At 49.9% G+C, this 14,199-nt stretch carries 11 protein-coding genes; 8 read left to right on the top strand and 3 right to left on the bottom strand.

The features are described from left to right. Window position 1: 1 nt before the first annotated feature. Both AN963_RS15240 and AN963_RS15235 read left to right on the top strand, forming a co-directional pair. Entirely contained in the window at window positions 2-1,861 is a 1,860-nt protein-coding gene (locus AN963_RS15240; protein ID WP_055745405.1) for a vWA domain-containing protein, read from the top strand. After that, the gene (locus AN963_RS15235; protein ID WP_055745404.1) at window positions 1,851-4,667 is read left to right on the top strand and encodes a VWA domain-containing protein; all 2,817 of its coding nucleotides are present in this window, start codon (window positions 1,851-1,853) and stop codon (window positions 4,665-4,667) included. The genes AN963_RS15240 and AN963_RS15235 overlap by 11 nt, the downstream gene beginning before the upstream one ends. 74 nt (window positions 4,668-4,741) lie before the next feature. Here AN963_RS15235 and AN963_RS15230 read toward each other — a convergent pair whose 3' ends face one another. Further along, window positions 4,742-6,889 (bottom strand): multicopper oxidase family protein, encoded by a 2,148-nt coding sequence (locus AN963_RS15230; protein WP_055745403.1) that lies wholly within the window; start codon window positions 6,887-6,889, stop codon window positions 4,742-4,744. A gap of 174 nt (window positions 6,890-7,063) precedes the next feature. On the opposite strand from AN963_RS15230, the gene AN963_RS31195 reads away from it, so the two are divergent. Further along, window positions 7,064-7,225 carry an ABC transporter ATP-binding protein gene (locus AN963_RS31195; RefSeq protein ID WP_161827285.1) on the top strand — a complete coding sequence of 54 codons (162 nt, stop codon included), beginning with the start codon at window positions 7,064-7,066 and terminating at the stop codon, window positions 7,223-7,225. Between the two features lie 15 nt (window positions 7,226-7,240). Next, window positions 7,241-7,999: a class I SAM-dependent methyltransferase gene (locus AN963_RS15225; RefSeq protein ID WP_055745402.1), complete on the top strand. Its 759-nt coding sequence runs from the start codon at window positions 7,241-7,243 to the stop codon at window positions 7,997-7,999. 123 nt (window positions 8,000-8,122) lie between these two features. Here the strand turns inward: AN963_RS15225 and AN963_RS15220 are convergent, their stop codons facing one another. Then, window positions 8,123-8,791, bottom strand: a complete 669-nt coding sequence (locus AN963_RS15220) for a hypothetical protein (RefSeq protein ID WP_055745401.1) — start codon at window positions 8,789-8,791, stop codon at window positions 8,123-8,125. 350 nt (window positions 8,792-9,141) lie between these two features. Then, window positions 9,142-9,657 (bottom strand): hypothetical protein, encoded by a 516-nt coding sequence (locus AN963_RS15215; RefSeq protein WP_055745400.1) that lies wholly within the window; start codon window positions 9,655-9,657, stop codon window positions 9,142-9,144. A gap of 287 nt (window positions 9,658-9,944) precedes the next feature. Between AN963_RS15215 and AN963_RS15210 the strand changes: the two genes are divergently transcribed. From AN963_RS15210 to AN963_RS15195, 4 genes are all read left to right on the top strand, one after another. Continuing rightward, on the top strand, window positions 9,945-10,370 hold the full coding sequence (locus tag AN963_RS15210; protein ID WP_055745399.1) for a coiled-coil domain-containing protein: 426 nt from the start codon (window positions 9,945-9,947) through the stop codon (window positions 10,368-10,370). 197 nt (window positions 10,371-10,567) lie between these two features. Then, window positions 10,568-11,224, top strand: coding sequence for a SurA N-terminal domain-containing protein (locus AN963_RS15205; RefSeq protein ID WP_055746326.1), 657 nt, complete (start codon window positions 10,568-10,570; stop codon window positions 11,222-11,224). Between the two features lie 141 nt (window positions 11,225-11,365). Beyond that, a complete protein-coding gene (locus tag AN963_RS15200; RefSeq protein WP_055745398.1) occupies window positions 11,366-12,889 on the top strand; it encodes a spore germination protein in 1,524 nt (507 codons plus the stop codon). 36 nt (window positions 12,890-12,925) lie between these two features. After that, complete coding sequence (locus AN963_RS15195) at window positions 12,926-14,125, top strand: Ger(x)C family spore germination protein (protein WP_055745397.1); 1,200 nt, start codon at window positions 12,926-12,928, stop codon at window positions 14,123-14,125. Window positions 14,126-14,199 lie beyond the last annotated feature (74 nt).

Here is a 14,199-nt window from a genome sequence, read left to right as displayed (position 1 = left end):
CATGCAGTGGATGGCACTTGGCAACATGTGGTTCGCACTCATCATCCCGGCGATCATCGTCCTCTATCTACTCAAGCGAAAGGTCGAGGATCGAGTCGTTCCCAGCACATTGTTGTGGCAACGCACGCTGCAAAACTGGGAAGCGGTAAGACCGTGGGAAAAGCTGCGGCGCAATCTGCTCTTGTTTTTGCAGGTACTGGCAGCCGTATTGCTGGTGCTAGCCTTGCTTAGACCGGCTGTTTCCACGGACGGCGTTACGACGGATCATACCGTACTAGTCATCGAAAATGCAGGCAGTATGCAGACACGAGAAGGGGAGCAGACGAGACTGGAGAAAGCCATGACCGCAGCGTCTGGATTGGTTGAGAAGCTGGGCAACGGACAGACCATCACCTTGATCGAAGCTGGAAGGGAGCCGAAGGTCTTGCTTTCCAAAAGCTCGGATCAGCAACAGCTCTTGGAAGCTATCAAACATCTTTCCCCTTCGTACGGAAGTGCAGATACGGGGGCAGCCCTTTCCTTGGCGGGTGCGATCGCGGCGAACGAGACGGGCAGTGGCGTCATCTGGATGGGTGATGGAGCAGCTGACCGCACCGTCGAGCTCAATGCCGCTGCGTATCCCGACCACTTTCGCTTCATGCAAATGGGAATGACGCGAGAAAATACAGCGATTGGCGCGTTTGTGACACAGACCGGGACAAATGGTGTCAACGGACTCGTTCGCATCGACAATCATGGCAGCCGAGTGGCAAAAGGGAATGTGACGATCTACGACCAGGATGAGAAGCTTCTCGATACGGATTCCTTTTCAGTGGATCCGGGTGCATCCCGTACGATTACGTGGGATCAATTGACGGCCGCTCCAGTCTATCAGGCCGTTATCGAGTCACAGCAGGATGGACTTTCCAGTGACAACGAGGCGTGGAGCGTTCCATTTACGACAGGGGTGGGTAAAGCAGCGCTCGTTTCGCCCACAGGCAATCGTTTTCTGCACCAAGCCCTGCAGACGGTTGGCAGCATGGAAGTGGAGAACATGCAGCAACTGCCTGAGAAAAAAGGAGAAGCGCGGGATGTATGGGTGTTTGATGGCGTTGTTCCAGATCGCCTGCCCGATGGAAATGTGCTGCTGATCGCGCCAGAACGTGCCGTGGACTGGCTCCCGTACGAAGGAAAACGAGAGTTGGATGAGCAACCGAAAGCCTTAACCACAGACGATTCCTTGCTCCGTTATGTGGACTGGCGGGATGTGCATGTAGCGAAGTCAGCAGTCTTAGGAGATATGCCGGGGATGAAAACGTTGGTCCAAGCAGGATCTACAGATCTCGTCCAAGCGGGGACTATCAATGGAAGACGCGTGGTAATCGTCGTGTTTGACCTGCACGATTCCGATTTGCCATTGCGTCCAGCCTTTCCCATCTTCATGCAAAATGTGATTACATGGCTCGCGCCTACACAAGCAGCTCCGATCGGCCCTGCCTATCCTGGAGAGGTGCTTTCCGTTCCATTGTCTCCCGGCGCGACCAAGCGGATGCTGACGAATCCTGATGGGCAGCAGCAGTCCATCCAGGCAACAGGGACGAGCTGGATGCTGACGGTACCTGATCGTACAGGACTGTACCGAGTAGATGAGACACTGGATTCGGGTCAGAAGAGCAGGTATTTTGCCGTGCAGATGAAGGAAACTGAGTCCGATATAACTCCAAAGACGATTCGGCTGGGGACAAATGGGGAGGCGCAGCAGGGCGAAGGGAATCAGCAGACAGCAAATGCTGCTGGTAGCCGGGAGCTGATGACATGGCTGGCGGCACTCGCTTTGCTCGCCATGTTTGTGGAATGGAGGGTGTATCAGCGTGGGTATTAATTTTGTGCAGCCACTGTTCCTGTTGCTCCTCCTCCCTGTCGGGTATGTCATGTATCGCTGGTGGCGAAAAGAGCAGCAAATGCCTATCGGCAGAAAAACGGTCATTGCTACGCTTCGTGCACTCGTTTTTCTGCTACTAGTCATGGCGCTAGCAGGAATTCAATGGTTGACGCCCGTCCAGGCAAAGACCATCGTGTTTGTAGTGGATCGTTCGGCATCGATGAAAGATGACCTGCGAATAGCCACATTTTTGCGAGAAGCGATCGAGGAGAAGAAGCCAGAGGACCAATATGCAGTTGTAGCTGTTGGAGAAAAGGCAGCAGTGGACCAACCGTTGACGACGCGTAATGAAGTACAGCCGTTAGGCGTAGAGGTGAACCGCAACGCGACGAATCTAGCAGAGGGAATCCGCCTTGCTGCTGCGATGATTCCCAGCCACGCACGGGGAAAAGTCGTCCTGCTGACGGATGGAGTGGCGACAAGCGGGGATACCGCCCGGCAGACCCAGCTTGCGGTGAATCGGGGAATCGCGGTAGATGCCGTTTCCTTGCAGCAGCCGCAGGGTGAGGAAGTGCTCTTATCTGCCGTGCAGATGCCACAGCGCTTGTACGCAGGAGAAGAGTATACGATCAGCGTAGATGTGGAGAGCACGTTGGCTACAGAGGCAACCTTGCGTCTGTATGAGGGGAACCAGGAAGCCGGTAGTCAGACAGTTTCCATCGAGAAGGGGAAAAATCGCTTCGTCTTCTCGCAAAAGGCCATGCATGAGGGCTTTCACCGCTACCGGGTAGAAATCGAGCCTCGTAACGATACCGTGCAGGCCAACAATCAGGCAACGGCATACACACAAGTAGCAGGAGCGCCTGTGGTCCTTGTAGTAGAGGGCCACCCGGGAGCGGCGAGCAATCTGGTCAATGCGCTGAAAGCGGGCCATATGCGCGTAGACGTAAAGGACTTGAAGCTGCTGCCAAAACAATTGGAAGGCTACAAGCAATACGCGACGGCCGTGCTGGCTGACGTATCTGCTACGCAAATGAATGATGCAGATATGGAGCGCATGCGGACCGCTGTACGCGATTTGGGCATGGGGCTCATCATGACAGGTGGAGCGGACAGCTTCGGTATGGGTGGCTGGTTTCAGACTCCGATTGAAGAAGCCTTACCTGTTCATATGGATCTCAGAGGGAAAGAAGAGCTTCCTTCGCTGGGGCTACAGCTGGTGATCGACAAGTCAGGCAGTATGACTGGCGACGCGCGTGGTGTAGACAAAATGGAGCTGGCCAAGGAAGCGGCCATCCGCGCTACCACGATGATGAACGGTCAGGACCAGATTGGGGTCATCGCTTTCGACGGGACTCCCTGGGAAGTGGTAGCTCCACAGTCCGTCACCAAGCTGGAAACGATTCAACAGCAGATCGGCAGTATTTATGCGGATGGCGGGACGGATATTTTTCCTGCACTTCAGATGGCGTATGAACGAGTAAAGACCATGAACACCAAGCGCAAGCACGTCATCCTGCTGACAGATGGGCAATCTGGGCTGGATGACGATTACGCCGGCCTACTTCAGCAGATGACGGCAGAGAACATCACGGTGTCGACCGTCGCTGTCGGGGATGATGCGGATACCCAGCTGCTGCAGATGATTGCCGATGGAGGCAAAGGCAGATACTACTTTGCCGCCGATGCTGAATCCATCCCCAAAATCTTTAGCAAGGAAACGGCATTGGCGAGCCGTACCTTTATCGTGGAAAAGCCGCAAGAGCCGACCCGTACCGGAGCAGGTGGCTGGTCATCCTTGCGACAGGCCTTGCCGCCACTGCGAGCCTATATCGCGACAACGCTGAAACAGACGGCGGAAATGCCATTGGTCAGCATAGACGAAGATCCGATCCTCGCCCGATGGCAGTATGGTCTGGGGAGGGCTGTTGCGTGGACGAGTGATATCGAAGGAAAATGGGCACCAGATTGGGTGAGCTGGGGAGGAAACAGCCGGCTCTGGAACGAAGTGGTTGCCTGGACATTGCCACAGGTTACGGAAGGAGCATGGAAAACGGAGACGCGCCTGGTTGGATCTACTGGACAAGTGACCGTATCACTACCTGCTGGTACTTCGATGCCACAGGAGCTGGAAGCTGTCGTGCTCAATCAGGAGATGCAGCGTGAGGTCATACGACTGAAACCGACCGCGCCAGGGATGCTGGCTGGTGAATTTGCGACAGCCGATCCGGGTTCTTATATGATTCAAATTGTGGAGAAAGCAAGCGGGCAAGTAGTCGCGAGTCAGACGACAGGTTTGACGGTAGCTTATTCGCCAGAGTACGGAATGCCACGAAATGGCGAGAAAGAATTGCTAGGCTGGCTGACGACGGGTGGTGGCACCCTGATTGCAAAGCCAGCAGAAGCATTTGCGGGTAGCCTGCCTGACAAATGGGATACACAATCGATCAGCGAATGGTTACTTATGCTGGCGGCCCTCCTCTGGCCGTTTGATGTGGCAGCACGTCGACTGCAGCTTCCGGATCACTGGTGGGTGAAGGTGTCCAGCCTACGGCGCCGAAAGCCCCAGGCCACATCTGCTTCTGAAAGACATTCGGTGTTGTCACAACTAGGGGAGAAGCGCACAAGCTCGCAGCAAGATCGTCAACGTGCATCCTCTGCAGTCGATGTGAAAGGAATAACATCGCGTACAGTAAGTGTCCAAGAAGCGACGACCTCCCGAAAACAGGAGCCTGCAAAAGAAGCCGCCGCTGCAGATAAAACATTCAACCGCTTGCTGGAAGCGAAAAAACGAAGGACCAAGTGAGAACCATACACAACGAAGAAAAGCAGCCTGTGCTAGATGCAACTGGCTGCTTTTCTGTCTTTATTCGAAGGGGTTTATTCTGGTTGGTTGCGGGTCTGATGCCCGACTTGAAAAGGCGAAGTCACACCCTCGTACAAAAGGTGCATCGTCATTCCAGAAGCAGCATGGTTGAGGTTGTGGCAATGATCCATCCATAGCCCGGGGTTATCGGCACGGAATGCTACCTCGTAGGTTTCGCCGGGAGCAACATTGAGGGTATCTGTCCACCACGGGCTGCCTGTTGTAGGGATACCATTCCGGCTGAGCACCAGCATGTGATGACCGTGCAAATGCATCGGGTGATCCATGTAGCTACGGTTGATGAAGGTCATCTTGACGAGTTCGCCTTCTTTCACCATCATCATCGGAGTATTCGGGAAAACCTTGCCGTTGATCGTCCAAAGTCCATCTAGCTGTCCGTTGTAAAAACCGAGCTGGACGTCGAAGACAAGGCGAAAATCCCGGTCGTACCGGGTCAGCAAATCAAAGGGCAACGTCTGAGGGCTGCCGTAGCTGGCAGGATCAAATACCGGCAGATCCGGATGGAGTACAGGGGCTTCTCCCGTACCATCTGGGCTAAGCAGAAGGCCATGTTCATTACTTGCTTTTGATTGGGAAATGAAGACACTCTGCTTTGGCATAGAGAAGGTGACATCATATCGTCCACCCGCTGCGAGCAATAACGTTTGGTTGGCAATCAGATTCGGTTCATGGATCTCGTTGCCGTCGATGGCTGCGACTTGAAAAGAAGTCCCCTGCAATTGGAGTGTCGCAGGGAAGCTGTCTGCATTGATGAGGCGCAACCGGACCTGCGTGCCGGGTACGACCCTTTCTTTCAAAAGGCCGTCCATGCCATTTAGCGTGATTCCAGCACCGCCTCCGAGCTTGTGGTGTACAAGAGAGAGATCGAGCTTGGGGGCAGCAGGTGATCCTGTCGGCGTTGCAGGTTCAATGACGAACGCTCCCAGTAGTCCTTTTTTGACCTGTTCAGCAGATTGCTGGTGCGAATGGTACCAGTACGTTCCCGATTGCTGCGCGACAAATCGGTACCGATGCTTTTCGCCAGGCAGTACAGCATCCTGGGTCGCTCCTGCTACTCCGTCCTCGGCATTTGGGACATTCAGGCCATGCCAATGGATGGTGACGCCCTCGGGGATGTCTTTGTTTTCCAGTACGACCTCGATCAGCTCACCTTGTTTTATCCGTAGCTCTGGACCAGGATATTGCCCGTTGTAAGTCAAGGCCTCTACGACTTTACCAGAGGGAAGATGGATCTTTGCTTTTTGAGCGATGAGGCGAAACTGGCGATCGGGGACTCCTGTTTGTGGTCCGCTCAGATCTGTCACGCGGATAGTCTGAATCGGAGTTGCAGCAGAAGCGTGCTGCGCGTGATCAACGGCAGACGCTTGCATCTTTCCGGTATCGATCGTTGTATGATTCGTCATACTCATCTGATCAGGAAGTAGACTTGATTGTCTTTCGAGTTTCAACCATGTAACGGAGCAAGCTGTGAGCAACAACAAAACGAAGGTACCTTGCAAGAATCGAACGATCAGATTAGAGCGATGCAGGATACCCGATTGACCGTAGCGCTGCTGCCGCCACGAGTGCCAGATCCAGAGGGCAGAAGAGCCTGCGAGTAGTACACCCCAGGCAATCATGAGCATCTCTTTCTGTAAAGTGACGGAAGGGAGGATAAATTGCAGTGTGGCAGCGAGAAATGCACCTAGGGACAGGGCTTGAATTGGCACGATCATTTCTGGCGCAGCGGCTTCCTGTCGCCATGCTGTCTCTTCATCAGCGCTAGCCCTAGCCATCCCTTGGACTGCGACGAAAGGAACGACGATAGGATGGCGGGTAGACAATCGCCACAGACGCGGAATCGAGACCATCGCCGTCACGATAGCAGGAAGCAGGATGAGCGGGAGAAAGCCGAGCAATTTGTCTTTTATGTACAGCCAGCCAAAGGATTCGTACAAAAGCCAGGTCGATCCCCATTGACCGAGGGAAACGAGTAAAGCCAGGCCGGTCAGGCAAAAGGTCCAGCGAGCGCTGCTTGCCATGGCTCCACCTATGGGACGAAAGACGAGCGATTTGACCCCTAAGGCTGGGAGCAAGGTGAGAAGCAACAGAATCAAGTACAGCCCTTGATCGACCCCCGCGAGCGCTTCAAAATCCGGCATGAGTATTTCCTCCTGAGAAATGAGTTCGCTTTCTATGATAGAGAGGAAAGTCACGGACCCAAACGTACCCAAGCATGATTTTGCCTCCGTCTTAGGTCTGACTCGTGATTATGAATCATAGGATATATGCCGGAACGGTTTGATCCTACTCTACCTAGCAGGACCATCCTATCCTTGTTTGTTGTTACAGCCGTCACGGTAGTCTATCCTCTCATTCTGAAATACACGATCGACGTAGTCTTTACCCAGCAGCAGTTCGGGCTCGTCCCGTACCTGGCGATGTCGTTTGTTGGTCAGCTCCCAGTTCAGAGCGTTGGGAACGTAGAGTGTACATAAAGAGGAGAAGTGAACATGGAAAAACAAGAGTGGTTGACGTATTTTCAAAAAGAAGCGGAAATTCCCTTTACTGGCTGGGACTTTTCCTATTTGACGAGGACGGGGAGGATGAAAGAATCCCCGCTGTCCTGGAACTATACAAGCATCGTACTCAAACAGATGAAGGGCAGCACATCCATGCTGGACATGGGGACAGGAGGGGGCGAAGTACTTTCCTTGCTTCAGCCATTCCCGGAGAGGACATTCGCTACAGAAGGCTATCCGCCAAATGTTACAGTAGCGCGTAACCGCCTTGAGCCTTTGGGTGTGACCGTGGTCGAAGCGGATGGAGAAGACCCCCTCCCTTTCCCTGATCACTCATTAGACCTGGTGATCAATCGGCATGAATCGTACGTACCGAGTGAATTACATCGAATGATCGCTTCAGATGGCTTGTTTATCACTCAACAGGTAGGGGGACAGGACAATCTCGAGCTGAATCGTTTGCTCGACGCTCCCATCTCTGACCTATATGCGCACTGGAACCTCAACTATGCGGTGGATGAGCTGAAGCAGGCTGGTTTTACCATTCTCGATCAAAAGGAAGAAATGGGATTCACACGTTACTACGACATCGGTGCAATAATTTATTATGTAAAGGCGATTGAATGGCAGATCCTCGATTTCACAGTGGAGCGCTACGCGGAAGAGTTACTAGCCTTACATAAGCGGATCGAGTCGGAAGGCTATGTAGATATCCCGATACACAGGTTTTTCTTGATCGCTCAGCCATGAAATATAGCAAACAGCTGTCGTGACTTCCTCTGAACAAAGACGGAACCATGTACCATCATGGTTCCGTCTTTGTTTCTTTACTATTGTCCAGTAATAAATGGTAAAGGGGATAGAGTGATCTGTTCACCTATCAGCAAAATGGGCCGTCTTGATATGCTGAAGGTTCCAGTAAAACTGTTTTTGATTGGCGGTCACGACCTCAGCAGTGTGATATCTGACATTTTGCAGTAATCCAACCATTTCAGGATTGCTTCCTAGGTCAAAGGCAACGATGGAACCTATCATTCGTTTCAACTGTTCTTCAAAAGTACGTGCGAACTTGACAGGGGAGGGGTGAGTGTTATGGGAAGAATGGGAATGCGTGTGCGCTGTGGAAATCTCAGGGTAAGGAATTAACCATTTGAGATGGAAGTTAGGAATGAACAGAGTGTGATGCACTGGCGAGGAAAAGACAAAGTAGTCTTGGTAAACGTGCGTGACGTAACCGGAAATAGAGAGTGTCTTGGAAAGGAAGATTTGACAGAGCATGCTCTGTGATTCCAACAAGATTTTATGGTAGGATAGGTCGTTTTCGGTCTGGACACGATCTTGTTCAGACTCAATGAAAGCAGTTATTGAAGTGGCAGACTGCCTCACGTTTCGGATATGACCAAATGGAACGTACAGGTAATTACTCCCATCATAGATAACTACCACATCGATTCCATAATCAATCAAAACTCCGGTGCGTCTGATTGAGCCGGAAATGTCCAGATCAACGGTTTTTCCAACCATTGATTCTAGGTATTTCATTGGATGCCGAAGCTCCTCTCTCGCAAAATGATACAAGAACGGTTCTTAACCTTCATTTTCAGATGTTGTAGATACGCATTCTTGCCTAATCTTGTAAATGAAGATACCCCAGATCTTCTGGCTTGACAGCAGGATGGTATGAGGTGCTTTCGTCAGTATTTACTGGAATCTCCTTTGAATGAGGAACTGCTGGAGGTCGTACGAGCCAAAATAACAGCATTCCACTAACCATCATAGTGAAAAGGGATATGAACATCTGATGGCACTCCTTTCTTCGTGCTCTTTCTCCTTAGAAAAAGGCTGATAGAAAATGTGGCTCTACCAATCAATGGCAGAGCCCATTATTTTCTTTACCGCCGGGAATTTCTGTTGTTTTTATTGCTCTTGTTGTTGCTGTTGTTGCTGTTGTTGTTTTGATCGTTGTTCTGTTTTCCGCTGTAGCTGATGTTGCGAATGTGGAAGGGGAGAATTTTGACTACTTCATTACCGACAATCAGAGTAACTTCACTTTCATTGGCATCCACGATAACCCCTTCGATTTTTTCAGGGCCACCACGATTGATCTGAACAGAATAAAGATGCATGCTTTGAAGAACGGAAATAAAGCTGTCTGCTTCGAAGTATTGCAGGACAGGTTGTTGTTCCGCTTCGTTACTTTCAATAACAACGTCGGAGACTTCGCGTGAATCCAAAGTCAAGCTTTTGACATGGTCTTTCTTGTAGTAAACGATTCTTCCGTCATTTTCGCTGTAGATCACAAAGTAATCGTTTTGAGCTGACAGCAGTTTGCCAGTTCTAGATTCCGGTCCGCCCCTGTCCACGCGGACGGATCTGCCTACGAGCAAATCCATACTAGCTTTATCCATCGTGTTTATCCCTTCCTTTTTCGAATTTTGCAGAGGTTAAATTACTCACCTGCTAATCCAATGTATGATTTTTAGCCAGACAAGGTATGAGCAGATGACGTACGATATTTGTCCCTTTTTTAAAAAAAGCATTGAATTTATAGGCAAAAAGACTGGGTGAACAGCGGAATAAAAGAGTAAACCACAGCCTTTTTTCATAGGTAGGGAAGTAAAGCGGGTAAGCGTACAAGCAATGATTTTCGCGCGTTCATATACAAAATATTACGAAGGACGGAGGAGGTGGACCCATGACACCAGAGCAAGCTGATTCGGTAAAAGAAGATTTCGATCAGCATCATTTACAACGCATCTACGAGCGACTAGATAAATTCGAGGAACGGATCGACAAGCTAGAGGGTAAAGTAACAGTAGCCACAAAATGGCTGGAACGCATTGAACATCGTCTGGAACGTATGGAGGAAGTACGTGCAGAACTAGTGCAAGCTTTAGCGAAATTGCAAACAGAAATTTCGTTGAAATCAGGGATGACAGATAAAGAGAAAGACATCATTATGCAGCTATTGAACAACGAGAAGACGTACAAAGACAACCTAGCAGAGATCATAGAAGGGGATAAAGGAAGAAAGCAAGAGCGCTTTTTGCAAATATGGGCTGTCTTGGGACCTGTGATCGCCTCCGTTCTTACCTCTTTTTTAACACGGCTTTTGATGTAGGGACGGAGTCGCTTGTTTAAAATAAGTGAAATGTGGAAAACCTGTGTAAACCTATTCCATTTTTCTACCGTAAATTCCGTCTATACTGGAAGACAAATAAGAAATCCTTTATCGAGGTCTCTTCACGGATGAGCGACCGCGGTCTAGAGGAAAGTTTCCATGCGCTCCTGCACGGTAAAGAAAGAGAGGATCTCTACGTGAAGAAGTTTGATGTTTCCATTCTTTCAACATCCATCCTGTTGCTTGGACTTGTTGTATTGGGAGTTTACCAGGCTGGGCAAAAGGATCTCGATCCTATACTGGTCAAGGCCGGTGATACGTCCATTACGCAGTACCAACTGTACGATGAAATGAAAAACTTGTACGGAAAACAGATGGTGAATGAACTTGTTGCCCAATCATTAATTAAGCAGGAAGCAAAACTGCAAAATATATCGGTAACCAAGGAAGATCTGGACAAAGAAATTAATGCAATGAAGCAGCAAATTGGCTCAGACCAAGCTTTTCATGATTATTTGAACAGCATGGGAATGAACGAGCAAAAGCTGCGCGAAAAGATGGAAGTACTGTTGACACGTGATAAATTGCTCGATAAAGCATTCCCGGTAACGGATGAGCAAATCCAGCAGTATTACGATGCGAACAAATCACAGATGGGCTCGCCTGCTCCAGAATTGGACAAGGTACGAGATCAAATCAAATCGGCACTTGCTGAGAACAATCGCGGCGAAAACTATGGAAAATGGATGGAGACCATAGAAAAGAATCACCAGGTAGAATGGTACGATCCGACATTTGCGGAGGCTGCAGAGGGTGACAGTGCCCAAGCACCGACAGAAACACAAGGAAAATAAATCGCTATGAAGAGAGGCCTGTGTCACGAGTGAGCTCGTGATACAGGTCTTTTTGTGCGGCAGTTACTCACCCGTTTATAACGCGGTTGGAAAGGAAAAACTGGATGTAATGATTTGGCAGCAAGTGAGAGGATGCCTTGCATGGAATACATCCAACCAACCCTAGATGATAACATCTCAAAAGTTCAGACCGTTTTAGGAGATAGCGACGACTTGGTCATTCGTCAGATTCAGTTCGGAACCGAATGGAAAATGCGAGCAGTCATTATGTATATCGATGGAATGGTTGATACCGTCTCCATTCAAAATTTTCTGCTCGAAACCCTCATGGTGGACCTTCCCAGAACAATGCTGGGCAGAGGGATAGACAGGTCGGATGACGTTCTGTTATTTCTCAAGGAGTCAGTATTGACCGTAGGCGATATTCAAGAACTTTGCGATTTCGACTCGCTCTTTACTTTTCTGCTGTCTGGATATACCGTTCTTCTTTTTGAAGGATACGACCAAGGATTTGCTATCGGGATGATCGGGTGGCAAGAGAGAAATGTCACTGAGCCTTCCGGTGAGACTGTCATACGGGGGCCACGAGAAGGCTTTACGGAAAACTTGCGCACGAATACAGCCCTGATCCGGCGCCGAATCAAAGATCCGCGACTTTGGATAGAGATTCGCAGAATCGGAAGCGTGACAAAGACAGATGTGGCTATCGCTTACATCAATGGGATTGTGAATGACAAGATCATCGAAGAGGTTCGTATACGTTTGGACCGAATCTGTATCGATGGCATTATGGAAACCGGATATATTGAAGAATTGATTCAGGACGAGACGTTCACACCGTTTCCTACGATGAACAACACCGAACGAGCGGATGTTGCGGTAGCGGAACTACTAGAAGGTCGCGTCATTATTTTGGTCGACGGGACACCCTTTGTCTTAGTCGTTCCTGCATTGTTTATTAGTTTTTTTCAGGCTGCAGAAGATTATTACCAGCGCGCGGATATTAGTACACTTATCCGCGGGCTACGGTTTGTCAGCTTCTTTATCGCGTTATTGGGGCCTTCCTTGTACATAGCCATTACGACCTTTCATCAGGAGATGCTTCCGACGCAGCTTTTGATCAGTTTGGCAGCACAGCGGGAGGGGGTACCTTTTCCCGCCTTCTTTGAAGCGTTGCTCATGGAAGTTACCTTTGAGATTTTGCGGGAAGCTGGGGTTCGCATGCCAAAGGCGATTGGTCAAGCAGTCTCCATCGTAGGTACGCTGGTCATCGGGACGGCAGCGGTAGATGCAGGAATTGTGTCTGCTGCAATGGTAATCGTGGTCTCGATTACGGCGATCGCCAGTTTTGTCATGCCTGCCTTCAACATGTCGATTGCTGTACGCATGCTCCGGTTTCCGTTGATGGTATTGGCTGCTTCCTTTGGTATTTTTGGGATCATTGTCGGTTTGCTCATTTTAGTCTTGCATTTATGCAGCTTGCGGACATTTGGTGTCCCGTACATGAGTCCATTTGCTCCGATGAATATACCGGACCAAAAAGATGCACTGTTTCGATTGCCGCTTTGGATGATGAAGAAGCGGCCCCATCTCATTAGCCAGAAAAACATTGTCCGAGCGCAAAACGGTCCTAGGAGGAAACCGAAGCGGGGAGAAAACCAATAGGCTTCGTAAAGATCTTAGTCAGCAAGGAGTTTTCTGATGAAGCATCGGCTCATTCTCATAGTTGTCCTCATGGCACTGGTTCTTACCGGATGCTGGAATCGTCGTGAATTGAACGATCTGGCGATTGCTGTTGGATTTGGCGTCGACAAGGCGGATGACCAGTACCGTATTTCCGTACAGATCGTCGATCCGGGAGAGGTAGCGGCAAATAAAGGGGTGAGTGGCCGCACACCGGTCACGATGTATCATGTGACGGCGCCTACATTGTTCGAAGCTTTGCGTAAAATGACGACGGTGTCCCCCCGGAAAATCTATGCCTCGCATTTGCGAATCTTTGTCATTGGGGAAGAAGTGGCCAAAGAAGGGATTGGGGAAGTTCTCGATCTTGTAACGCGCGATCAAGAAATGCGCACGGATTTTTATATCGTCGTGGCCAAGGGAAAGCATACAGCCGAGGAATCTTTAAAAATATTAACCCCAATCGAGAAAATTCCAGCGAACAGTCTGTTCCATTCTCTGGAATCGTCTGCACGTGCTTGGGCACCGAGCACCACGGTTACGCTGGATCAGCTAATAGTGGACCTCGTCAGTCAAGGAAAGCATCCTGTGCTGACTGGTTTGGAGATCAAAGGGGATTATGAGGTAGGGCAGACCTTAGTTAACGTCGAGAAAATCGATAATGCTGCCATTTTGCAATACACAGGTTTGGCCGTGTTCAAGAAAGATAAACTGGTTGGTTGGCTGAATGAGGAAGAGAGCAAAGGCTACAACTTTATTGAGGACAACGTAAAGAGCACCGTGGGCCATTTGGTCTGCCCAGGCGGTGGGAGATTAGCGGTGGAGATCATTCGATCGCATACCAAGTTAAAGGGCAAGGTCGAAAGGGGAAAACCCAAAGTGGAAGTACAGTCTCGGGTCGAGGTAAACGTAGGAGAAGTCGCATGTCAGATCGACCTGACCAAAATAGGCTCGGTCAATGAACTCGAAAAGATATCCGAAAAGAATGTTCGAAGCCTCATGGAACAGGCAGTGAACAAAGTACAGAAGCAATACAAGGTAGACATTTTCGGTTTTGGTGAAGTCATTCACCGGGCGGATCCTACTGCGTGGAAATCGTTGAAAAAGGATTGGGACACTCACTTTACCAAGCTGCCGGTGACGTATCAGGTAGACGTGAAAATACGCCGATTAGGAACGGTCAGCAATTCGTTCCTAAAGGAAATGAATAAGCGATAAGGGACGAGGAAATGTCATCGTGATGGCAGTGATTCGTAAAAAATAGTGCGGTAGGAAATGCAGGATAGGGAATA

The sequence above is a fragment of the Brevibacillus choshinensis genome, assembly GCF_001420695.1.
GTDB lineage: Bacteria > Bacillota > Bacilli > Brevibacillales > Brevibacillaceae > Brevibacillus > Brevibacillus choshinensis.
Note: the sequence above shows the minus strand (reverse complement) of the source record. Positions and strands in the feature narration are given on the sequence as shown.

Bases quoted from the DNA above. Each gene is read 5' to 3' on its own strand.
- AN963_RS15240 (WP_055745405.1), top strand. From the start codon at position 2: ATGCAGTGGATGGCACTTGGCAACATGTGGTTCGCACTCATCATCCCG.
- AN963_RS15230 (WP_055745403.1), bottom strand. From the start codon at position 6,889: ATGCCGGATTTTGAAGCGCTCGCGGGGGTCGATCAAGGGCTGTACTTG.
- AN963_RS15225 (WP_055745402.1), top strand. From the start codon at position 7,241: ATGGAAAAACAAGAGTGGTTGACGTATTTTCAAAAAGAAGCGGAAATT.
- AN963_RS15220 (WP_055745401.1), bottom strand. From the start codon at position 8,791: ATGAAATACCTAGAATCAATGGTTGGAAAAACCGTTGATCTGGACATT.
- AN963_RS15215 (WP_055745400.1), bottom strand. From the start codon at position 9,657: ATGGATAAAGCTAGTATGGATTTGCTCGTAGGCAGATCCGTCCGCGTG.
- AN963_RS15210 (WP_055745399.1), top strand. From the start codon at position 9,945: ATGACACCAGAGCAAGCTGATTCGGTAAAAGAAGATTTCGATCAGCAT.
- AN963_RS15200 (WP_055745398.1), top strand. From the start codon at position 11,366: ATGGAATACATCCAACCAACCCTAGATGATAACATCTCAAAAGTTCAG.
- AN963_RS15195 (WP_055745397.1), top strand. From the start codon at position 12,926: ATGAAGCATCGGCTCATTCTCATAGTTGTCCTCATGGCACTGGTTCTT.